The sequence below is a fragment of the Parvibaculum sp. MBR-TMA-1.3b-4.2 genome, from assembly GCF_053628815.1.
The window spans coordinates 1,989,592-2,010,980 of record NZ_JBRJHC010000001.1 but is presented as its reverse complement, the minus strand read 5'-3'; the positions used below and the strand labels follow the sequence as shown (position 1 = coordinate 2,010,980).

The 21,389-nt window shown below is 58.6% G+C and carries 17 protein-coding genes and 1 tRNA gene; 3 read left to right on the top strand and 15 right to left on the bottom strand.

Translation table 11 applies throughout. From position 1 onward, the window contains the following. Nucleotides 1-11: 11 nt before the first annotated feature. From trpA to aroA, 10 genes are all read right to left on the bottom strand, one after another. Nucleotides 12-848, bottom strand: coding sequence for a tryptophan synthase subunit alpha (gene trpA, locus ACSSVQ_RS09660; protein WP_454182621.1), 837 nt, complete (start codon nt 846-848; stop codon nt 12-14). Beyond that, nucleotides 845-2,068, bottom strand: a complete 1,224-nt coding sequence (gene trpB / locus ACSSVQ_RS09655; RefSeq protein WP_454184676.1) for a tryptophan synthase subunit beta — start codon at nt 2,066-2,068, stop codon at nt 845-847. Before trpB ends, trpA begins: the two co-directional genes overlap by 4 nt. A gap of 49 nt (nt 2,069-2,117) precedes the next feature. Beyond that, on the bottom strand, nt 2,118-2,774 hold the full coding sequence (locus ACSSVQ_RS09650; RefSeq protein ID WP_454182619.1) for a phosphoribosylanthranilate isomerase: 657 nt from the start codon (nt 2,772-2,774) through the stop codon (nt 2,118-2,120). Between the two features lie 8 nt (nt 2,775-2,782). After that, nucleotides 2,783-3,496: an orotidine-5'-phosphate decarboxylase gene (gene pyrF, locus ACSSVQ_RS09645; protein WP_454182617.1), complete on the bottom strand. Its 714-nt coding sequence runs from the start codon at nt 3,494-3,496 to the stop codon at nt 2,783-2,785. Nucleotides 3,497-3,577: 81 nt separating this feature from the next. Next, nucleotides 3,578-3,910 carry a LapA family protein gene (locus ACSSVQ_RS09640; protein WP_454182615.1) on the bottom strand — a complete coding sequence of 111 codons (333 nt, stop codon included), beginning with the start codon at nt 3,908-3,910 and terminating at the stop codon, nt 3,578-3,580. Between the two features lie 42 nt (nt 3,911-3,952). Continuing rightward, nucleotides 3,953-4,273, bottom strand: a complete 321-nt coding sequence (gene ihfB, locus ACSSVQ_RS09635) for an integration host factor subunit beta (protein WP_167095597.1) — start codon at nt 4,271-4,273, stop codon at nt 3,953-3,955. Nucleotides 4,274-4,355: 82 nt separating this feature from the next. Then, nucleotides 4,356-5,303 carry a signal peptide peptidase SppA gene (gene sppA, locus ACSSVQ_RS09630; RefSeq protein ID WP_454182613.1) on the bottom strand — a complete coding sequence of 316 codons (948 nt, stop codon included), beginning with the start codon at nt 5,301-5,303 and terminating at the stop codon, nt 4,356-4,358. Between the two features lie 100 nt (nt 5,304-5,403). Next, the gene (gene rpsA / locus ACSSVQ_RS09625) at nt 5,404-7,113 is read right to left on the bottom strand and encodes a 30S ribosomal protein S1 (RefSeq protein WP_454182611.1); all 1,710 of its coding nucleotides are present in this window, start codon (nt 7,111-7,113) and stop codon (nt 5,404-5,406) included. Nucleotides 7,114-7,337: 224 nt separating this feature from the next. Next, nucleotides 7,338-7,973 carry a (d)CMP kinase gene (gene cmk, locus ACSSVQ_RS09620; RefSeq protein WP_454182609.1) on the bottom strand — a complete coding sequence of 212 codons (636 nt, stop codon included), beginning with the start codon at nt 7,971-7,973 and terminating at the stop codon, nt 7,338-7,340. After that, entirely contained in the window at nt 7,970-9,340 is a 1,371-nt protein-coding gene (gene aroA, locus ACSSVQ_RS09615) for a 3-phosphoshikimate 1-carboxyvinyltransferase (RefSeq protein WP_454182607.1), read from the bottom strand. Before aroA ends, cmk begins: the two co-directional genes overlap by 4 nt. 236 nt (nt 9,341-9,576) lie before the next feature. Here aroA and ACSSVQ_RS09610 point away from each other — a divergent pair, with 236 nt between their 5' ends. Both ACSSVQ_RS09610 and ACSSVQ_RS09605 read left to right on the top strand, forming a co-directional pair. Continuing rightward, the gene (locus ACSSVQ_RS09610; protein WP_454182605.1) at nt 9,577-9,978 is read left to right on the top strand and encodes a TIGR02300 family protein; all 402 of its coding nucleotides are present in this window, start codon (nt 9,577-9,579) and stop codon (nt 9,976-9,978) included. A gap of 110 nt (nt 9,979-10,088) precedes the next feature. Continuing rightward, nucleotides 10,089-10,164, top strand: a tRNA-Ala gene (locus tag ACSSVQ_RS09605). Between the two features lie 669 nt (nt 10,165-10,833). Here the strand turns inward: ACSSVQ_RS09605 and ACSSVQ_RS09600 are convergent. The 5 genes from ACSSVQ_RS09600 to ACSSVQ_RS09580 all read right to left on the bottom strand — a co-directional run bounded on the left by ACSSVQ_RS09600 (nt 10,834) and on the right by ACSSVQ_RS09580 (nt 19,877). Next, on the bottom strand, nt 10,834-12,483 hold the full coding sequence (locus tag ACSSVQ_RS09600; RefSeq protein WP_167095602.1) for a recombinase family protein: 1,650 nt from the start codon (nt 12,481-12,483) through the stop codon (nt 10,834-10,836). After that, nucleotides 12,483-12,920 (bottom strand): DUF2924 domain-containing protein, encoded by a 438-nt coding sequence (locus ACSSVQ_RS09595; RefSeq protein WP_167095603.1) that lies wholly within the window; start codon nt 12,918-12,920, stop codon nt 12,483-12,485. The genes ACSSVQ_RS09600 and ACSSVQ_RS09595 overlap by 1 nt, the downstream gene beginning before the upstream one ends. Beyond that, nucleotides 12,917-13,183 carry a DUF3489 domain-containing protein gene (locus ACSSVQ_RS09590; protein WP_167095604.1) on the bottom strand — a complete coding sequence of 89 codons (267 nt, stop codon included), beginning with the start codon at nt 13,181-13,183 and terminating at the stop codon, nt 12,917-12,919. The genes ACSSVQ_RS09595 and ACSSVQ_RS09590 overlap by 4 nt, the downstream gene beginning before the upstream one ends. Nucleotides 13,184-13,417: 234 nt before the next feature. Further along, nucleotides 13,418-15,346: a hypothetical protein gene (locus ACSSVQ_RS09585; protein ID WP_167095605.1), complete on the bottom strand. Its 1,929-nt coding sequence runs from the start codon at nt 15,344-15,346 to the stop codon at nt 13,418-13,420. Further along, on the bottom strand, nt 15,339-19,877 hold the full coding sequence (locus ACSSVQ_RS09580; protein WP_167095606.1) for an esterase/lipase family protein: 4,539 nt from the start codon (nt 19,875-19,877) through the stop codon (nt 15,339-15,341). The genes ACSSVQ_RS09585 and ACSSVQ_RS09580 overlap by 8 nt, the downstream gene beginning before the upstream one ends. 214 nt (nt 19,878-20,091) lie before the next feature. Between ACSSVQ_RS09580 and ACSSVQ_RS09575 the strand changes: the two genes are divergently transcribed. Beyond that, complete coding sequence (locus ACSSVQ_RS09575; RefSeq protein WP_454182602.1) at nt 20,092-21,333, top strand: DUF5677 domain-containing protein; 1,242 nt, start codon at nt 20,092-20,094, stop codon at nt 21,331-21,333. The last annotated feature ends 56 nt before the right edge of the window (nt 21,334-21,389 follow it).

Sequence of the window (21,389 nt, the reverse complement as noted above, 5' to 3'; positions counted from 1 at the left end):
GGGTCTCTCCCTTATTCGGCCGCCGCCGCGCGGGCGCCATGGACGCCGTCGGCAAGACCGCGCACGAAATCGAGCACGCGCTCGACGCCCCCGTCCTTCAGTTTCCCGTCTTCGCCGAGTTCCGCCTTGATGGCCTCGACGATCGCCGAGCCCACGACTGCGCCGTCGGCGTCGCGGGCGATCTCGGCGGCCTGGTCCGGCGTCTTGATGCCGAAGCCGACCGCGACCGGCAGTTTGGTGTGTCCCTTGATGCGCTGAACCGAGGCGGCGACATTGAGCGCCTGCGGGCTCGCCGCGCCGGTAATCCCGGTGATCGAGACGTAATAGACAAAGCCCGAGGTATTGGCGAGCACGGCGGGAAGCCGCTTGTCGTCCGTCGTCGGTGTGGCGAGGCGGATGAAGTTGAGGCCCGCTTTCATCGCAGGCACGCAAAGCTCATCGTCTTCTTCCGGCGGCAGGTCGACCACGATCAGGCCGTCGACGCCCGCTTCCGTCGCCGCGTCGAGGAATTTTTCGACGCCCATATGATAGATCGGATTGTAATAGCCCATCAGCACGATGGGCGTTGCATTGTCGCCCTCGCGGAAGCGGCGCACCATGTCGAGCGTCTTGGTCATGGTCTGACCGGCGGCAAGTGCGCGCTGCGAGGAATGCTGGATCGCCGGGCCGTCCGCCATCGGGTCGGTGAAGGGCATGCCGAGTTCGATCACATCGGCGCCTGCGCCGGGCAGGCCCTTGAGGATCGCCGAAGACCCCTCCGTATCCGGATCGCCCGCCGTGATGAAGGTGATGAAGGCCGCGCGGCCTTGCGCGGCAAGCTCGTCGAAACGTTTTTCAAGCCGCGTCACAGTTCCACCCCCAGATAACCGGCGACGGAGAACACATCCTTGTCGCCACGGCCGCACATATTCATGACCATGATGTGGTCGCGCGGCAGCTCGGGCGCGACGCGGCTGACATAGGCCAGCGCATGAGAGGGTTCGAGCGCGGGAATGATGCCTTCCTTGCTCGAACAGAGCTGGAAGGCCTCCAGCGCTTCCTGGTCGGTCGCCGATACATAGGTGGCGCGGCCTGTCTCATGCAGCCATGAGTGTTCCGGCCCGATGCCCGGATAGTCGAGACCGGCGGAAATCGAATAGCCGTCGCGGATCTGCCCGTCATCGTCCTGCAGCAGATAGGTACGGTTGCCGTGCAGGACGCCGGGCGCGCCGCCCTTCAGCGAGGCGCAATGTTCGCCCGTCTCGATGCCGTGGCCCGCGGCCTCGACGCCGAAAATCTGGACGCTCTCATCGTCGAGGAAGGGATGGAAAAGACCCATCGCATTGGACCCGCCGCCGATGCAGGCGACGACGCTGTCGGGCAGGCGGCCCTCGCGTTCCATCATCTGCGTTTTCACTTCCTCGCCGATGATCGACTGGAAGTCGCGCACCATGGCCGGATAGGGGTGGGGACCGGCGACCGTACCGATGAGGTAATAGGTCGAGTCCACATTCGTCACCCAGTCGCGCAGCGCCTCGTTCATCGCATCTTTCAGCGTGCCCGTACCGGAGGTGACCGGCACGACTTCGGCGCCGAGAAGACGCATGCGGAAGACATTGGGTTTCTGACGCTCGATGTCGGTCGCGCCCATATAGATGACGCAAGGCAGGCCGAAGCGCGCGCAGACCGTCGCCGTCGCCACGCCGTGCTGGCCCGCGCCGGTTTCGGCTATGATGCGCTTCTTGCCCATGCGCATGGCGAGCAGGATCTGGCCGAGGCAGTTATTGATCTTGTGCGAGCCGGTATGGTTCAGCTCGTCGCGCTTCATATACAGCTTGGCGCCGCCGGTGCCACCGTTCTTCTGCGCGATCTCGCGGTAATGCTCCGTCAGCCGCTCGGCGTAATAGAGCGGGCTCGGACGGCCCACATAGTCGCGCTGCATTTCCGCGATCTGGTCGTGAAAGGCCGGATCGTTTTTCGCATCCGTATAGGCCCGGTCGAGATGCAGGACGAGCGGCATCAGCGTTTCGGCGACGAAGCGTCCGCCGAAAATACCGAAGCGGCCTCTCTCATCGGGACCGCTGCGCATGGAATTGGGCTTTGCAGTGCTCACTGTTCTCAACTTTCTTTCCGGCGGTTCAGCCGGCTGCCACGCCGAGCGCCGCCTTGCAGAACGCCTTGATCCGCTCGGGATCCTTTTTGCCCGGTGCGCTTTCGACACCTGAGGAGACATCCACCGCCTGAGCGCCCGTCATGCGGATGGCTTCGCCCACATTGTCGGCATCCAACCCGCCCGAGAGCATCCAGGGTGTGTCGGGTCGATGGCCGGCGATCAGCGACCAGTCGAAAACGAGCCCGTTTCCGCCCGGTAGCGCACCGGCCATAGATTTAGGTGGTTTGGCGTCAAACAGCAACAAATCCGCCGCATTCTGGTAAACGGCGACGGCATCCAGATCCTCAGGCCCGCCGATTGGAATGGCCTTCATGAGCGTCAGTCCATAGCGCTCCCTCATCTCCGTGAGGCGCTCGGGCGGTTCCGCCCCGTGGAGCTGCAGGATGTCGGGCTTCAGGGCCTCGACAAGCGGGTCGAGCGTTGCGTCATCCGCATTGACGGTGAGCGCCACTTTCACCACTTCGCTCGGCACTTGGGCGGCAAGCATGGCCGCCTTTTCAAGCGTCAGGTGCCGGGGGCTTTTCTCGAAGAAGACGAAGCCGAGATAGGAGGCGCCTGCCGACACAGCTGCCTTGAGGGCCGCTTCGTCGGTAATGCCGCAGATTTTGACGCGCACGGTCATGAGCGGGCCTACCCCAGGGCCGGCGCGAGGCTCGCCGAAATGTCCTCGGCGGCGCGGCGCGGGTCGTCGGCCCCGGTGATGGGACGGCCGATCACGAGAATGTCCGCACCGAGCGCCTGAGCCTGTTCCGGCGTCATGATGCGTTTCTGGTCGGCGACGGCGGACCCGGCGGGGCGGATGCCCGGCACGATGAGTTTGAAGTCCGGCCCGAGTTCCGCGCGCAGCGGCTCGATTTCATGGGCCGAGCAGACGACGCCGTCCAGGCCGTTCTCGCGCGCAAGGTTTGCCAGCCGCAGCACCTGATCGCGCGGCGACCCGGAGACGCCGGTCGCGGCAAGGTCGCTCTCATCCATGCTGGTGAGTACGGTGACGGCGATCACGAGCGGGCGGGTGTCGCCTGCTTCCGCCGCCGCGTCCGCCGCGGCGCGCATCATGGCGGGGCCGCCCGAGGCATGCACATTGACGATGGCGGGTTTGAGCGGCAGCACGGCGCGGATACCGCCTGCGACCGTGTTGGGAATATCGTGGAGCTTGAGGTCCAGAAAGACCGGCAGTCCCGTCTCGGCGACTTTGCGGAACCCTTCAGGCCCGTTGGCGTTGAAGAATTCCATGCCGATCTTCAGGCCCCCGACGCTGCCCTTCAGTGATTGCGCAAGCGCCACCGCACGGGCGGCGTCCGTGGTGTCGAGTGCGCAGAAGACAGGGTTGCCTGAAAGGGGCATGGGGCTGACCGGGCTGTAATTGGAACGTTGAGCGTTACGGCCACTATATAGCAGGCTTGGCCGCCGGCTGAACAGCCGCCTTTATTGAATGGCGGGCAGGCCGCCGGACCCGGAAGCGCCGTTTTCCGCCGATTTTGCGGCAGGAGCCGGCGCATTGGCCTGTTTGCGGCGTTCGGTTTCGAGTCTGCGGGCGGTCCGCCGCCGTCCCTGCCACCAGGCTGCAAGCCCGCCGATCAGGATGCCGAGCGCGATCGAGATCAGGACGATGGCCGCGAGCGGCAGGTCAAAGGAGATGGCGGGATTTTGCGCATCGAACGGGTCGAGGCTGAACGTCACGCTATGCCGGTTCGCAATCGCAAGGGCGATGACGATGATCGCTAAAGGCGGCAGAAGAATCCAGCGCAGCAGTTTCAATGGAATTGTCCCGTTCGAGAAAAGAACGCGTCAGCGAAGGGATCAGTCTTCGCTATCGTCGTCGGAATCGTCTTCGCCCGCTTCGCCGTCATTGAGACGTTCGCGCAGTTCCTTGCCCGTCTTGAAGAAGGGTACGAACTTCTCTTCCACATGCACCGGCTCGCCGGTCCGCGGATTGCGTCCCGTCCGGGCAGGCCGGGCCTTCACGGAAAAAGCGCCGAAGCCGCGCAGCTCCACCCGGTCGCCCCGGGCAAGTGCGGCGCTGATTTCGTCGAAGATCGTACTGACGATGCGCTCCACGTCGCGCTGATAGAGATGGGGGTTGGCCTGCGCCAGACGGGCAACGAGCTCAGATTTGATCATTCTTCTTCGTCCGTCCTCTGCGCATCCGTTCCTTCCCGGCGGCGAGCCGCCCGAAGCCGTATCGGCCCTGCTCATGCATGGCTCAACGGGCCTCAGGGTGCCAAAGGCTGGTCAGACCGTCAAGTGTAAGTCTTTTTGTGTGCAGTGTTTTTTGGCCCAGACCCTCCATTGTGGAAAGGGCGGCCCGCGCCATGGCCTTGCCCACCAGATCGGTAATGCCGAATTCGTCTTCCGCGGGCGTCCAGTCGCGCACCGGCAGCCTGTCACTCACCTGACGCTCCTTGCGCAGCCAGTTGCGCGCCGTCTGCTCGCCGCCCACTTCGTCGATGAGCCCGTTCTCCACCGCCTGGAAGCCGGTATAGACGCGCCCGTCGCCCAGTTTCCGGGTGGTCGCCTCGTCGAAGCCGCGCCGCTCCTGCACCAGCCCGAGGAACCATTGATAGGAACTCTGGATGAGCGCTTCCGTCGCCTTCAGCGCCTCCGGGCTCGGTTCGGTGAACGGATTGGGTTCCGCTTTCAGAGGCGCGGATTTCACTTCGCGCATCTCGATGCCGAGCTTGCCCATCAGATCTTTCAATTGCGTCCACTGGAAGATGACGCCGATGGAGCCGGTGATCGTGTTGCCGCGCGCCACGATGTGGTCGGCCGACAGCGCCGCGATATAGCCGCCCGATGCCGCAACCGTGCCGAGCACCGCCACGACGGGCTTTTTGGCGGCAATGCTGCGCACATTTTCGTAGATCGCCTCGGCGCCGGAGGCCGTCCCGCCGGGCGAGTTGATATAGAGAATGACGGCTTTCACGCTCTTGTCGTCGCGCACCTTGTGCAGCAGGTCGATAAGGGCGGGGTCGTCCGCGATCACGCCTTCGAGCCGGATGCGGGCAATCTGCTCGGACGGCGGAAAGAGGCCCGATTGCAGCGAAGTCGCGATAAGGGCGACGGCGACCGCGACGATGGCCGCGATCCGCCAAAGAGAAAGGCGGCGCTTCAAGCGCCGCCTGTCCGTAATTTGGTCCGCGTCGATAGACACGTTATGCCTCCGGACAGTTCGGAAATATGCCGGAGCTTACCCCGCAAAATTCGCGGTGTCGCCCCGGCAATCGTTTCCTGTCCGGAAAAGGAAGACCTTATTAGTCGTCCTTGTCCTGCGCCTTGAGCGCCGCACCCAGAATATCGCCGAGCGAGGCACCGGAGTCCGACGAACCGTACTGTTCGACGGCTTCCTTCTCTTCCGCAATTTCCAGCGCCTTGACGGAGAGCTGCATGCGGCGGGAAGTCTTGTCGAACTGCGTGATGCGGGCATCGAGCTTGTCGCCCATCGCGAAGCGGTCCGGACGCTGGTCGGCACGATCGCGTGCCAGTTCCGCGCGGCGGATAAAGGCGGTCACGCCCTCTTCGCCAACGGAAACCTCGATACCGTTATCCTGAACTTCGGTCACGGTGCAGGTGACGACCGAACCCTTGCGGAGATCGCCGAGCGATTCCAGCGGGTCGCCGCCAAGCTGCTTGATGCCGAGCGAGATGCGTTCCTTCTCGGTGTCGACATCGAGAACGACAGCCTTCACCACCTGGCCCTTCTGGTATTCGGCCATGGCTTCTTCGCCAGACTTGTTCCAGTCGAGGTCGGACATGTGCACCATGCCGTCCACATCGGCTTCGAGGCCGATGAAGAGACCGAATTCGGTGATGTTCTTGATCTCGCCTTCGACCTCGGTGCCGGGCGGATAGCGATCGGCAAAGGTCGTCCACGGATTGTCCATGCACTGCTTGAGACCAAGCGAGATGCGGCGCTTCACCGGATCGACTTCCAGCACCATCACTTCCACTTCCTGAGAGGTGGAAACGATCTTGCCCGGATGGACGTTCTTCTTGGTCCAGCTCATTTCGGAGACATGGACGAGACCTTCCACACCCGGCTCCAGCTCCACGAAGGCGCCGTAATCGGTGATGTTGGTCACGCGGCCCTTGAACTTGGCCTGCACCGGGTACTTGGCTTCGACGCCTTCCCACGGATCCGCCTCGAGCTGCTTCATGCCCAGCGAGATGCGCTGCGTGTCGTGGTTCACCTTGATGACCTGGACCTTCACGGTCTGGCCGATGGAGAGAACCTCGGTCGGATGGTTGACGCGGCGCCACGCAATGTCGGTGACGTGCAGCAGGCCGTCCACACCGCCGAGATCGACGAACGCGCCGTAATCGGTGATGTTCTTGACGACGCCTTCCAGCACCTGGCCTTCCTTGAGGTTCTCGACCAGTTCCTGACGCTGTTCCGCGCGCGTCTCTTCAAGAACGGCACGGCGCGAGACAACGATATTGCCGCGGCGCTTGTCCATCTTGAGGATCTGGAAAGGCTGCGGAATGTTCATCAGCGGGGTGACGTCGCGCACGGGGCGGATGTCCACCTGCGAACCGGGAAGGAACGCCACGGCGCCGTCGAGGTCGACCGTGAAGCCGCCCTTCACGCGGCCGAAGATCTGGCCTTCCACGCGCTCGTTCTTTTCGAACGCAACTTCCAGACGGATCCAGCTTTCTTCGCGCTTCGCCTTTTCGCGGCTGAGCACGGCTTCGCCCATCGCGTTTTCGATGCGCTCCAGATACACCTCGACTTCGCTGCCGACGGAAAGGTCGGCCGGCTTGCCGGCGGTGCTGAATTCCTTGAGGGGGACGCGGCCTTCGGTCTTCAGGCCGACATCGATGATCGCAAGATCGTTTTCAATGGCAACGATGGTCCCTTTGACCACATTGCCTTCCTGCATGTCGCTCTCGGAAAAGCTTTCCTCGAGCATGGCCGCGAAATCTTCGCGGCTGGGGTTGAGCGCGGCGCTCATTGCTTCTGCCAAAGTATTCAGTCTCCTGATCGTCTTCTTGTTCCTGGCCGACGGTTGGGTCCGGCGGTCTTCCCCCGGGTCGTATGGAAGTGCCCGGGAGCAGGTGAACATGGGTAAAGTTCATATGGGTTGCTTTTGACGCAGGCGGCGATGCGGGCGACAGCGACTGGAGTTCACAAACAAACAAGGTGCGAACGCGCGGTTTCGGGGGTTCCGAAATCGCCCGTGCATCGCACCTAACTCATTGAGCCGTCTATGATTGCGACCGCTGCGTCAAACGCCGTTTCTATACTCAAATTGGACGTGTCGAGCAAGTGCGCGTCGTCGGCGGGGCGCATGGGGCTGGTCGGGCGCTCGGCGTCGCGCCTGTCCCGTTCGCGGACATCGGCCAGAACTTGTGCCTCGGCGATGTCGGACCCCGAATTGTTGAGTTCCAGCCAGCGCCGATGGGCCCGGACCTCGGGCGAGGCGGTGATGAAAAGTTTCACATCCGCATCCGGGCAGACCACCGTGCCGATATCCCGCCCGTCCAGAACTGCGCCATTTTCCCCATTTGGAGGATTTTTGGCGAAATTCCGCTGAAAATCGAGGATCGCAGCCCTCACCGGCGGCATCGCGGCCACGATGGAGGCGGCATTGCCCGCTTCCGCGGTACGGATGGCTTTTTCGTCGATATGGCCGGTGTCGAGGGTCTGGGCGGCCTCAAGTGCCGCCTTTTCGTCATGCGGGTCGCGCCCGGCGGCGAGCAATGTCTGCCCCACGGCGCGGTAGAGCGAGCCCGTATCGAGATAGGCAAGGCCGTAATGCCGGGCGAGAAGCCGCGCCAGCGTGCCCTTGCCGGAGGCGGCCGGACCGTCGATCGCGAGGATCATCGCGGCCCCGCGAAATTGGGAATGGTGAAGATCGCGCCAAGTTCGCGCATGCGCTGGTGAAAATCGGGAAAGCTCGTCGCGATCATGGCGCCGTCATCGATGGTGACGGGCTTTTTCGCGCCAAGTCCCATAACCAGGAAGGCCATGGCGATGCGATGGTCGAGATGGGTGGCGACATGGCCGCCGCCATCGACCTTGCCGGCGCGGCCTTCGACCACCATGCCGTCCTCGAATTCCTGCACCTTGACGCCATTGGCATGAAGGCCCGCCACAGTGGCTGCGATCCGGTCGCTTTCCTTCACGCGCAATTCCTCGATGCCGCGCATGGTGGTGGGCCCGGAGGCGAAGGCGGCGGCGACGGCGAGCACCGGATACTCGTCGATCATGGAGGCGGCGCGTTCCGGCGGCACGTCGATGCCGTTGAGCTCGCTTGCCCGCACGCGCAGATCGGCGACCGGTTCGCCGCTTTCGTCGCGCTGGTTCATGATCTCGATATCGCCGCCCATTTCGATAAGCGTGGTGTAGAGCCCGGCCCGGTGCGGGTTGAGCGTAATGCCTTCCACCACGATGTCGGAGCCGGGGGTCACCAGCGCGGCCACCACCGGAAAGGCCGCGGAAGACGGATCGCCGGGGACGGCGACGTCGCAGGGCGTGAGTTCGGGTTCGCCCGTCAGGCGGACCTCGCGCAATCCGTCGTCATCGGTGCCGATTTCCACTTTGGCGCCGAAAGCGGTGAGCATGCGCTCGGTATGGTCGCGAGTGGGGACAGGTTCCACCACCACCGTCTCGCCCGGCGCATTGAGACCGGCGAGCAGCACGGCCGATTTTACCTGGGCGGAGGCGACGGGCAGCTTGTAGCGAATGGGCAGCGGCGCGCGTGCGCCCTTCAGCGTCAGCGGCAGGCGGCCGCCCTCTCGCGCATGGAACTCCGCTCCCATCAGCGTGAGCGGATCGATAATCCGCTTCATCGGGCGGCGCGACAGCGAGGCATCGCCCGTAAAAGTCGCCGTAATCGGATGGCCGGCCACAAGCCCCATGACGAGCCGGGCCCCGGTGCCGGAATTGCCGAAATCGAGCGGTTCGGCGGGCTCCTTGAGGCCGCCCACGCCGACGCCGAAGACCGACCAGGAGCCGTCTTCATGGCGCGTCACAAGCGCGCCCAGCCGGCGCATGTTTTCAGCCGTCGCCAGCACGTCCTCGCCTTCCAGCAGGCCTGTAATCCGCGTCTCGCCCACGGCCAGGGCCCCGAAAATGAGAGATCGGTGCGAAATCGACTTGTCCCCCGGCACCGCCATGGTGCCGGAAAGGGCCGGTGAGGGGTCTGCGGTCAGGGCTGTCGAGGTCTTTGAAGCGGAGGCGTGGGCCACTTTGTGTCACCGGCGCAAAAGCGGAAAAAACGGAGCGGAACGACCCGCCGCGCGAGGCCCGGGAAAGGGCGGAAATCCCCGCCGCGCGGGCTGGCGGGCACGGTCGTGCGAATAGGTTTTGACAGGCGCATGAAGACGTGGCAATGGGAAAATCCTTTCATGGGCAATCGGCGGCGGGCCCGCCGGGCCAGCGGCGGTCAGCCTTATTGAAGCGTAATGCGCGGGGAGCATCGAACTTGGCGAAACCTGAGTTGGGAACGAAACGCGAGTGCCCGAGCTGCGGCGCGAAGTTTTACGATCTGAACAAGACCCCCTTGGTCTGCCCGAAATGCCAGCACGAATTCGTGCCGGAAGTGCCCAAGGCGCCCAAACGGGCGAAGCCGGCGGCTGAAAAGCCGAAGAAGAAGGAACCGGAAAAGCCTGCGCCGGGCGTGGATGACGACGAGGACGAGACCTCGGCGGGCGATATCTCGCTGGAAGAACTCGAAGATGATTTCGATGAAGACAGCGACGACGATGAAGACGATATCGACCTCGACGACGATGACAGCGACGACGACACCTTCCTCGAAGACGACGAGGATGATGACGACGATGTGAGCGGCATCGTGCGCGGCGGCAAGGATGACACCGACTGATTGGCGATCTTGCCGAAAAGGACGTCAACTTCCTCTTGAATTTGCCGGGACGACGAAATAAGTTCCGGCTCCTCAACGGCGGGCCCCACCCCGCCGGCAAGACTGAAAATGGGGCCATAGCTCAGTTGGGAGAGCGCTTGCATGGCATGCAAGAGGTCGTCGGTTCGATTCCGTCTGGCTCCACCAGTCTACACCCTCTTATCTAGATCTAAATATCTTCTTCCGGAAATCTTCAAAAGTTTCCGAGGGTTAGCGCATGTTTGTTGATCGAAGTTCGCCGTATGGCGGACCAGAGAGCCTCAATTCTCAGACATTCTCGCGGAATTCTCTGTGGGCGGACGATTTGGTCCGCTCCACGGAATTGTGCATCGAAAGTGCATCGTGAATGCATCGGTGAATGCGAGCGGAAGAGGTCTCTGCTTGTTTCGTGACTCTTCGCTCTACCGAAGAGTCGTGAGCAAAACGCAGACCGTTCTGGAGAGGTCTTTGCTTTGTTCGTGACTCATCGCCTAGGCGAAAGTCGCGAGCTATGGAGAGGTCAGCGCAACGTTTCTATTGCCGACCACCAGTCCTTCCCTTGCAAAACCAAGACCTCCAGACCTCTCCGCAAATTCTCCGTCATTCCGGGGACTTGCGGCCCATTTGCGCATCGCGGTGAGCGGCGGAGGTGCTCTGCGGAGGGCATTTCGACGTCATTTCGTGGGCATGTCTCTGCGAGGGGCCAAACAGGTCCGCTTCAGCGTATTTCGATGCACGATGATGCACCGTGATGCAGCCGTGTTTCGTGGGAACGTCAACGGAACGACAAAGCCCGCGCCGAAGCGCGGGCAAGTGCATTCTCCGACTCTGGCCGATTTAGGTGAAGCCAAGTGCCTCGCGCTGCTCACCCCAGCTTGCCGGCAACTTCGGAAGCCGGATCAGTCCCTGTGAAGTCAGGCCTTCGGGCTCGCGGCCATTGAGGATGTCTCTCGTAATATCAGGAGCCAGGAAGGCCAGCCGTACAGTTCGCGCGACCAGCCGTTCGTCGATCGCATCCCGCGTGCCGATCTCTTTGTAGCTGAGCCCTGCCTTCAGATCGTCCAGCCAGGCATGCGCCCGGGCGATGGTTTTGAGAAGTGACGCATCAGGCTGAGCGGTCTCATTCGGGTTGTTCGCCCCAATGATCAGCTTCTTGCCGCGTCCGACCCGTTTCAGCTGATACCGGCGTGTGAGGACAACCGGCTCGGAACATGCATCCTCATTGACTACGGACGTGTCGGCGTACCCGAGAAGCTCAGCCATACCCCGCCGGTTGAGCGTGATGTGGATGCTGCATTGTTCGACTGTGACCTTCTCGATGAGCTGCAGGACGACCTCACGCGTGGGGTGAACCTTCAGCTGAGCCGCATGCTGTGCAGCCATTGTCCCGACCAGTTCGATGAGATTGGGATGGTCCGCCCCGATGAGCCGGCAGAGCTCTGTCTGATTTCCAAGAAGGGCAACGAGCTCGCTTGTGACGACACCCTCGATCTCCCGGGCAGGAAGAGTGGTGTCGGGATGCTTGTAGTAGTGGAGGCGCCTGCCTTCCATATGGGATTGCCGCGGCCGGAACGGGGTGCCGTCTTCATGGAAGAGGAACCCGGCCAGCAGGCTCGGGGCGCTGGCGTTTTTCCTTGTCCTGTTCTCGTGCCGGTTGCGGGCAAGGAGGTCCTGCACCTTCCCCCACGTCTTCATGTCGATGATGGGATCGTGCAGCCCCTCGTGAACCTGATCCTTGTGCCGGATCTTCCCGATGTAGATCGGGTTTTGCAGGAGCAGGTAGAGAACGCCACGGGTGAAGCAGGCACCACCGATCATCCGCCCCTTTTGGGTGATCCAGCGTTTTGAGCGGATGCCTCTGGCCTCCAGGTCCTTCATCAGGGCCATGGCCGAGCCGAGCTCGAGATAGCGCTCGAAGATATGACGAACCTGTTCGGCTTCCTCTTCGTTGATGATGAGCTTCCGCTTGTCCACGTCATAGCCAAGAGGTGGCTTGCCACCCATCCACATGCCCTTCTCCTTGGAGGCGCGGAACTTGTCGCGGATACGCTCGGCCGTGACCTCCCGCTCGAACTGGGCGAAAGAGAGGAGGACATTGAGGGTGAGACGCCCCATGGAGTTGGTGGTGTTGAAGGCCTGGGTTACAGAGACGAAGGAGACGCTGTGTTGATCGAAGAGTTCAACCAGCTTGGCGAAGTCGGCAAGCGACCGTGTCAGGCGATCGACCTTGTAGACCACAACAATGTCGATCAGGCCTTTCCCGATATCCTGCATCAGGCTCTGCAGGGCGGGGCGCTCGAGAGTACCCCCTGAGTAACCGCCATCATCGTAGTGAGCAGTCAGCGCCTCCCAGCCCTCATGGGTCTGGCTCATGATATAGGCGGCACAGGACTGGCGCTGGGCCTCCAGTGAGTTGAAGTCCTGATCGAGACCTTCATCGGTCGATTTGCGGGTATAGATCGCGCAGCGAAGCTTGCGGGCAACCATCAGGCGACCTCCTTCTGCTTCTGTCTGAGACCGAAGAACTTGGGTCCGTTCCAGCGGGCGCCTGTGATCTCTCTTGCGATCTCCGAGAGGCTGCGCCAGACCCTGTTCTCGAAGAGGTATCCGGTCTCCAGCACCTGGACCTGATAGGTCCGGCCGTTCCACTCCCGGACCAGTGTCGCGCCAGGGGTGAGGTCGGAACGACTCTCCGTGAGGCCCGGCTCACGTCCCGCGCGGACATCCTCGACCAAAGCAGCGATCTGTTCTCGTGTCGTCCGATCAAGGCCGCCATGAGCCTTGGTCTGGAGGTGCCAGCCGACACCGAACTCAAGCAGCTCACGGCCGGCGCGGGGTGGGGGAGGATTGCCGTAAGCGGCGAGCCACCGCTTCCGCAGTTCGCCAAGATCAAGAGTGCCCAAGTCGGGTTCGACCTGATTCATTTGGCGCCTCCCGTCTTGGCCTTCTTCGGCAGGCGGTAGACCCGGCCGCGGGTCTCGTCGTTGGTTGCAGTCACGTCGAGACCGTGTCGCTTCTTCAGCTGTCCGCTGATTGCTCCTCGTACGGAATGAGGCTGCCAGCCGGTTGCATCGACCAGGTCATCAATGGTCGCGCCCTTGGTGCGCTGCAACAGGCGGATGATCTGGCCGAGCTTGCTGCCGGGAGATGCTGAGGATTTGGGTGCAGTGTTTGGAGAAGTTGCCATGTTCGGGGCTCTTTTCGGTTACAGGCGCCCATCGCTCAGGCGCCCTCACCCCGAAAGGCCCCGGACTATGATTCCTGCGGGGCCTGCGCCGCTTGGCGCATGCACATGGATGCTTCCTTTGCGGGAGAAGTCCAGTCGACACAGATTGATGAGGTCGATGGCTGTCAGAGTGGTCGCATGGCTCATGGCGAGCAGGAAGTCCGCCATATAATTCTCGCTATTTGGCCATAGCTCCTACGCAGCCATGCCGATCAATACAGAAAAGGCAGCGTCAGCCTTTGCACAAGTCTTCCAGAGGTGCGGCTCCAGTTCACACAATCGCCGAACATGCGATCGCATCTGTAGGGCAGTGTCTTTGTCCATTGGGTCAACTGATACCTCCGTGAGCCAATCGCCTACTCTACGAGCCCACTGATCAACATCTGCATTCGCTGCCGCGGCAATCATTCCAATCCGCATCAAGCTATCTGGCTCTAGCGTCACTCCTGGGCGTCTTCGCATCACGCGAGCAAGGATACGAACCTCATCCGCGAGCTCTGTCGATCTAGTTACCGAAGCTATCGTCGCCAATCCTACAAGCAGCGAGAAGATGCGATCACTATCTGCTTGGATAGCAACATGATACTTTGCTGCTCTTAGAGATGCGGCGATGGTCTCCGCGTGCTCCTTCTCAAACCTGTAAATGAGCGCCGAGTTGACAAAAGGGGCGAGCACGCCTTCGTCGATTTCCCCTGCCGTTAGTGAGTTCGACAAATCGTCAAACTCCTGCGGCACAGGCACCTTTGGGGCATAGCCACTTTCCAGTGGTCCTGGCAGGAATGCGAATGGCACGACTAATTGTGCTTTAACGCTGTTGGGAGTATCTCCGTTTAGCAATTCTTGGAACTCTTTAGACCGAATCGATTCACAGTTTGCGACGGCTGCTGCGGAAATACGCCCGAGAAATTCGTATCTAAGTTGTTCTGATGACATAAAATCGGGTAGCCAGCGTGGCTCCGTACGAAGATCAATTAACGACTGAAGGAAGAAGCATTGTCCTCGACCGTCACGGGACCAATCTCCGATTGCGGCTTTATCCACATCCACTGCAATTAGCTCGCGTTCGATCAGTGAGGCTTGGGCAAGTGCAGCTAATCGACGATAATAAGGTGGAGCATTACGTAGTATCCCAAGACGCGCTAGTTCGCCGTCCGTAAAGACAGCGAGATTGGCGGAAAGCGTCAGTCGGCCAACGGAGTCATTTGGGTCATCCTCTAAGAGGTTAGCGACCATCTCGTGAAGAATGGGCTCGATTTCTGGAAATCGAGGCAATAATCGCAAGCCCAGCTCAATTCCTGCAACTTGAGAAAATCGATCGCCATATTCTTCGAGCCATTTGAAAGTCTCGATCACAATTGATTCTGGTATTTGCTCGGCCTCGATGGAGGCAGAAAGCAAACTCTGTGGGCACATTAGAAGTGCGAGCTTAAGTCCTTCAGAATGGTTCCAGTCGAGGAGGTTTCTCAGTCGCTCCTTCGCAGTCCGATCGACAAAGGATGGAAGATCGCGGCTATCCTTTAGTGGCCCCACGAGACGTTCGTAGTACGAGGGCTTCGGTGGTACGAGAATCCTGATATGGCTTGTTCCCGCCGCAATCTCACTAGAAATTGCTTCCGAGATTTCACCCGGATTCAGCTGTAGTTCTTCATGAAGTTCGTCAACATCATCGTCTTCCAGCGGTGCTTTTGCTAGTCGCTCGCGCCATTCGAGAATTTCCGGATCAACGAGATGGCGTTTGTTCGCTTCTGCATCGAAACCACCAAGCCTATCGGCCGCATTCGGCGAAAGGAACCAGAAAGCGGGAAGCTTTATGGTTCTTTGGTCCGACGCTAACGTCACATGCCGAGCACCAGTATCCTCTTGCAAGGAAACGGAATAGAAAGTTCCTTCGTCTGACGTCAGCTGTGGCGGTGAATCCGGATTGTCGTAGATCCTACGAACCGCATTATAGAAGTCGGTGCGACTAAACGTGATACCGCCATCACCGAGGCTGATCTTTGCAGTTGTACTTATGTTGTAGCGGTTCTGAAATTCCCGAGAGCTAATTATCGTTCGTTTAAGGCTCGGGGGGAGGTTTTCGACGAGTTGAGCCACCAAGGCCCGAAGTAACTGTTTGTCAGTCATCTTCGTCCTCCTCCTCTATGGTCCGCGCAGTACTATCGATCAGCTCGAGAATTGTGGACTGAAGAGCGGCGTAGTCGTCCGGGTTCTCGTCGCGAAAACGCGCAAGGAGTCGGGTTTCAAGCCATTGCCAGTAATGTGGTCGTACGTCTTCGCTCAGATCCGACGGGCTTGCGAGTAGCATTAGCTGCGCTCGATAGCGAACTGAGGCCTCTCCTCCTGAAGGGGGGGTCCTATGCGCCCAGCCTCTAATGTCAAAAAGGGAAAGAAGCCAGTCACATCGTGCTTCCGCCTGCCCAAAATCGATCGCGTCTGCCCATTGAGCACGGATGGCAGCGATGAGAGCCTTATGGATGTCATCAAGCCATGTCGATTCAAGCGGCAATTGTAGAATATCAGTCATACGCACCCGCTCAAACGACTCGCGGATAGCTCGCAATTCTGCAGTTTCAACCAAGCGCCCATCTTCCACTCTTGCGTCGCCAATCGAGTGAAGTATTTCTTTTTCACCTATTGGGGTGAGTATGAAGCCGCCACGGCGAAGTAGCGTAAGAGCCTCGGAGAGCTCACCAGCTTCCAAGTGCCCCGCCGAACGCATGCCCTGAAGCAGATCGAGGCTCGAATGTATCGGTCGAAGTTCGGTGCCGTCGCTACAATCAAAATTTAGATGTCTATTTAGAAAGCGGTCATCGACGATGAGAGCGTCAACAGACGAGGCAAGTTCGAAGAATGTCGCGGTCGGATGATCTAGGTGCAACGAATCGTATTTTGAATTCATGTGCCCGAGCCGAACCTTCCCGTCGTCGAGACCTGTTGAAAGTGCGGCGCGGATCTCTTCAATCAAACGGCCCGCGTGCTCCGAAAACGCCTGATGTCGTATCAATGCATCACCCTCATCGGTTTCCGACGTCGCAATGAAGACACTGAAACCCGCACTTCGTAATCGGCTCAGTAGGTTTAGGTGCTGTAGATAGTCAACGGTTAGGCTATCTAGGTATAGCGTTGCATTAGGCTGAATTTCAGTGGTGTGAGGCCACGGTTTCTCATGCAGGCTAAGATATGAATTCGCTTGCTCCTCCTCCGCCCGGGTAAGGTATCCTTGCCGTTTAAGCGCGGTCACGAGATCGCCACAGCCGGCGATCCAAGTTTCATAACCTGTAAGGTCGGCACTTTCTTCAAGCAACGTGTCTGCCCTAGGGACCGGGTAGGATCTAATTACTACATGCTGGTTTTCTGCGGTTGCACCAGCCGCATCGGCAATAAGCGAGGCGAGTTCTGATCCAACTTCACGTTCTAGAAGGTCATCAACTAAGACTGTGCCTTCAAACTTCGAAAGCTGCCCGGAATCTATCAACCGTTTGATTTCTAGTGCGGCTCTTACGCGGCTGGGCTGATGGAACTGGATGCGTTGCCGTTCTTCGAAGAGCCAACCGAGCAGACCGTGTGATATGAATACTTCGTCAAAATGCGCCAACACGCGCTCAAGTAGTCCGAGAAAGGCAATGGATAAAAGCGCACTAGCGTCGATGGCTACCCTTCGAGCTTCTACATGCCCAGGCGGTCTGGCGCCGCTAAAAGCGAAGATCATGCCCCGCTTACGAGGATCGGGCTCTTCAAGATTTGCCAGTGCTGGAAGAAGAGACATGTCGAGCAGTGATCGGCGAAGCGCTTGCGCACCCCCAAAAACGGGCAACTGCCCCGCGGCTAATTGGTCCCAAGTTCTTTTCTCGCGCTCAGCCCAGTCGGGCTGCATCGATATCATCTCCCCAATGTCTATCCGTTGAATTGGGCCGTCGTCACCGGATGCTGCGATCGCTGTTGCCAGCCATTCATGGACATCTGGACTATCCTCCCATCCTTCGTTTGCCGCAGCTGTGTAACAGGCCGCCAACAATGCGGCGTCGCCATCCGCCTTTGCTGCAGCGGCTCTAATAAGCTCCTGCGAGCGGTGAGAGCCCACACGTTGTGCTATCTGTCCAGTCTGTAGCAGTTCACTTGCAGTGCGCTCGCTTCGATTGGCCCATTCCTCCTCAACAAATTTGCCTAAGGACAACCAATCACCGGAAGTGATTGAGAGGTTCACCTGAAGGGCTCGATCATTCGCATCTCGTGAAGAGATTCCAATCTGCGCCAGTGATCGTCTGGAGGCCTCAAGGTCTCCTGTGCGGAAGTAAGACCAAGCGAGTGACTGAACAAGCTGGTGTGTCGAAAACATATCCGGCACAGATTGCGAAAGTTCGATGATCGCAACATCACGACCTATTTGAAAAAGCCCTTGGACGTACGCCTCAAGGCTACTGATATCGCGGGTAGCATCGAACAGAACTTTGCCGTAGTCGACTAGCTTTGCCCAAGCTTCCTTGGCTTTGAGTACGTCGACCAGAAGAATCAAGTCTCCGACCGATCCCGATTCCGCATATTCCCTTTCTCGGATTTCAATGGGATCAGAGCCGGATGCCTCTTCTAGAATTCGCTGGAGGCTTTTCAGTGTCTGTTCGGGAAATGCCGGGTCAACATTCGATAGTTTTTCTCTTGCCTCTTCCAGCTTGCCCGCCTTCGCAAGCAACTCAATTTCAACAGAAAGTATCCAGTCGGATTGGTAAAGTTTTGTGAGCTGATCTCTATATTTTTGTATGTACGCAACAGCTTCTGCAGGTGATCCCTTCCGCTTTGCGATGGCGAACCGGGCAGCAGCGACCTGAGGTAACGCATCTTCCGCCATTTCTTTTTGATTGAGTTCGGCCTCAACCATTTCGATGTCCAGATCAAGACCAAATTCGATCGCGAAAGGAAGGCGCCGAAGAGCGATTTCTCTGTCAGCCATGCTGCTGCGCAGTTCTTCAATAGCGGACGGATGTGATGCAGGGTCTATAAGGCCCAGCCAGAGCGCATAGTCTGCTGTCAAAGCTGCTGATTTTGCTCTTGCGAGTGAAGTAAAAGCGGCAGCTGCCCTCTCGTAAAGTGCACGCGCCTGTCGTCGGCGTTCAATGGAGGCAGAGTCCTCGAACATCGGAAGTGTAGAGAGTTCAGTCGGCAGGTAACGGACAATTCCCGCTCGGAAATCATCATTCACGGTAGAGGCTAGGAGTAGCGCGGCAGCGCTTAGCAAGAGGGATGGAGTCTTTGCGAAATCTTCTTCCGTAAGCGCGGCAACGTGCTGAACGCCTCTGTCCCATAGTCCGGCTGCGATTGTTTTCTGAAGGACCGCAAATTTTCCGTCGGAGTCGAGCTGATCAAATCGAAGGCCTTCTTCGTCGATATGCTGTAGTCCAACATCGGGTGGCTCGCCATGACTTACAAGAATGGCGCGGCTGGAACGACCTGCGTCTGTATCAATATCGGCTATTAGAGCGAGTGCGCGCCGACGATCTCCTTCGGCAAAGAAGAGCAAATATGATCGCGCAATCCTTGTCTCAATGCCTTCCCCTAGGGACTCTGCCCGCTCCAGCATAGTTGCGGCAAGGGACTCGTCCTTTGCAGCGACTATACGAGCACACCACGATGCAGCGATCCGTTTGGCGTCAGGTGATGCTAGAGAGAACTCCTCGTCAATAGACTCAAAAAACGCGCTACATTCGGATATCGCATCGAACTCAATAGTGAAGCGAGATTGTCGTAGAGTATCGATTCTGGAAAGAAGTTGAGCTGTGATGAGCGGACTTTCGACGTCCAGTCCGATCGATCCTGGCCCACGACTAGGTGAGCTTCCACCAGGTCCTCGTACTTGATCTGGCGGGAATGGTTTCTCGATAAATTCCTTCAAACGCTCGAAGACGGGGGAGGTTCTATCTGCCGGCCTCACAATAGTGAAGTGATCGGCATCAATCGGGTAGATTGATAGGCGAGTAACGCCCGGATTCGCGCTGTCAGGTTTTACAATATGTCCGACGTCGAACGTGATCGTTTTATGAAATGGTAGAGATATCGGATACCGACTATTCTCCTTCTCCCATAGAACTAGCGTTTCCAAGGGCGACCCATCGCAATAGACACGATACCAGTCGTTGAGAGACCGTAGGTTCGGGTCGTTGCGCGGTAGATCAAATACGGGTTCCCGCAAAAACGCTTTCAGAACGCGGGCTTTGGGGGCTAGTTCGGAACCCAAATGTGGTGTGGCGATGAAGGCGACGCGGCGAACCCTTCGTAGAAAGCTTCCGATCGCTGGATTTTGTCCTTTTCGTTCGTTGGCGAGCCTGAGAATGTATTTAATCATCAGGCCGCCGAGACTGTATCCAACCAGGATCACGTCACCTGTGGCTAGCTCAGGCGTGGATGTCATCAAAGGCAGTAGGCTCATGGCGCGATCCGGGAGAGCCATCGAAGCCCCATTTTGCAGCTTGAGAGCTGCTGCGCCGTAGCTGACACCCCAGATAGCCGTCGTGCCGTCAGAGCGGTTCAGCCAGTCTGGCCAGCACTCCGGTGGTGTTCCGGCCGACATCCAAGTCTTGTCGAAGCTGCCATTTAGCCCGTGAACAAACACCACGTGTCGAGTCACGCGATCAAGCGGCGTCAGAGGTCGACGGAGTTGAACCAAGCAGTATCTCCAGGATCGCTATTGGCCTTATCACTCTAGGCAATACCCGAGAAAGTCGTGGTCCGCCATGTTCTCGTTGGCCAAATAATTCATTCAATTTCTCGAGCTGGTGCCATGGTTCCAACTCAAATAACCAATTGTCGATATTGAGAGATGTCTCCTATTCTGTGAAGACATAGAGCAAGCTTGTGAATAGCGGAATCCGGGGAGGAGAATGCCTAGTCTAAACACGTTGCTAGAAAAGCAGGTTCAGAAAGTTCCGGGTCAACTCCTTCGCCGCCTACTGGAAAAAAAGCTTAGAGAACAGGGAATTGAAGAGAAAGCTTTTCTCGACTCATTGACGCAACACATCCTGACGCAGAGCGGTGAGACCTTCTATTGGAACAATGGAGAGGAAGGTCCGATAACGAATCTAAGCATAAAACTTTCCAAACAAGATGCTGACGAACTAGAAAAAGACGTGAAGCTTTTTTTGGATAAATCGCTGCCCAAAGTAATCCGCAAAACGGTCAAAGACGGAGCGAAGCTTGTAGTAAAGAGCCTTGAGGGGCGTTGGCCCGAAGAGCGAATAGACGAACGAAATCAGATGCAGCTCTTTCGCGACCGACTCAATTTGCGTTGGAGCGCTGGACTTGATCCGCTTCGAATGATGCTGATTGCCTCGCGCGAGGTAGGGCAGGAGTTCGCAGATAAGCTGGCGCGTTCAAAGGCTAAAACTGGATTACTCAGGCGGCAAGCCATCACGATGCTGCATATGCGAGCGTGCCAAACGACGCTGGAAATTCTGACTTTGCTTGAAAGCGGATTGCCAGACGGCGCATACGCTCGATGGCGTACGCTTTACGAAATATCAGTTTTTGCTCTGGTCATTGACCGTTTTGGTGACGAGATAGCCGACCGTTACTTGGCCCACGATATTGTCAGCATGCGTGAGGCGCTTGTGAATGAGTTTCGATACCATGACAAAGTCTATGAGCCTGAAAAGCTCGTGGGTGAGCAGAAGGAGTTGGAAGAAGAGTTTCGGAGTGTGCTCGCTGAATTTGGGGAATCCTTTGCAAAGCCATATGGATGGGCGGCGCATAATCTGTGTAAAAATCACCCGCGTTTTCGAGATTTGGAAGAGGCTGTGGATTGGGGAGCGCTCCCGCCAGACTACAAATGGTCTAGCCACAAGATTCATGCCGGAGCCGCAGGCACCATCAGAACACTTGGCTCCATAGGGGGCGAGCAATTTATCCATGCCGGCGCGGTTAATGCGGGATTGGATATTCCTGCTATCAATACAGCCTATTCATTGATGCAAATAACATCGCTTGTTTTTGGAAAGCTGAGCGATTTGGAAGCACAAATAAGAATGCAGAGCTTAGTTGTTTTGCGAGACCGGGTTGTGAATGAATGTCGCAAGGCAGCTCGAAAACTTGAAAGGGATCACCTGGAGTTTTTGAGTGAACAATGAGATGGAATCCAAACCTTACGGCGTGTTGCTATGAGTGGCTGGGGCAGTCCGGTAGC

What these genes read in the sequence shown, in the direction of transcription:
- trpB (WP_454184676.1), bottom strand. Translation starts at nt 2,068, where the DNA reads ATGCGCAGCGGTCCCGATGAGAGAGGCCGCTTCGGTATTTTCGGCGGA.
- ACSSVQ_RS09650 (WP_454182619.1), bottom strand. Translation starts at nt 2,774, where the DNA reads ATGACCGTGCGCGTCAAAATCTGCGGCATTACCGACGAAGCGGCCCTC.
- pyrF (WP_454182617.1), bottom strand. Translation starts at nt 3,496, where the DNA reads ATGCCCCTTTCAGGCAACCCTGTCTTCTGCGCACTCGACACCACGGAC.
- ihfB (WP_167095597.1), bottom strand. Translation starts at nt 4,273, where the DNA reads ATGATCAAATCTGAGCTCGTTGCCCGTCTGGCGCAGGCCAACCCCCAT.
- cmk (WP_454182609.1), bottom strand. Translation starts at nt 7,973, where the DNA reads ATGATCCTCGCGATCGACGGTCCGGCCGCCTCCGGCAAGGGCACGCTG.
- ACSSVQ_RS09600 (WP_167095602.1), bottom strand. Translation starts at nt 12,483, where the DNA reads ATGGTTGCCCGCAAGCTTCGCTGCGCGATCTATACCCGCAAATCGACC.
- ACSSVQ_RS09595 (WP_167095603.1), bottom strand. Translation starts at nt 12,920, where the DNA reads ATGAATCAGGTCGAACCCGACTTGGGCACTCTTGATCTTGGCGAACTG.
- ACSSVQ_RS09590 (WP_167095604.1), bottom strand. Translation starts at nt 13,183, where the DNA reads ATGGCAACTTCTCCAAACACTGCACCCAAATCCTCAGCATCTCCCGGC.
- ACSSVQ_RS09585 (WP_167095605.1), bottom strand. Translation starts at nt 15,346, where the DNA reads ATGACTGACAAACAGTTACTTCGGGCCTTGGTGGCTCAACTCGTCGAA.
- ACSSVQ_RS09575 (WP_454182602.1), top strand. Translation starts at nt 20,092, where the DNA reads ATGCCTAGTCTAAACACGTTGCTAGAAAAGCAGGTTCAGAAAGTTCCG.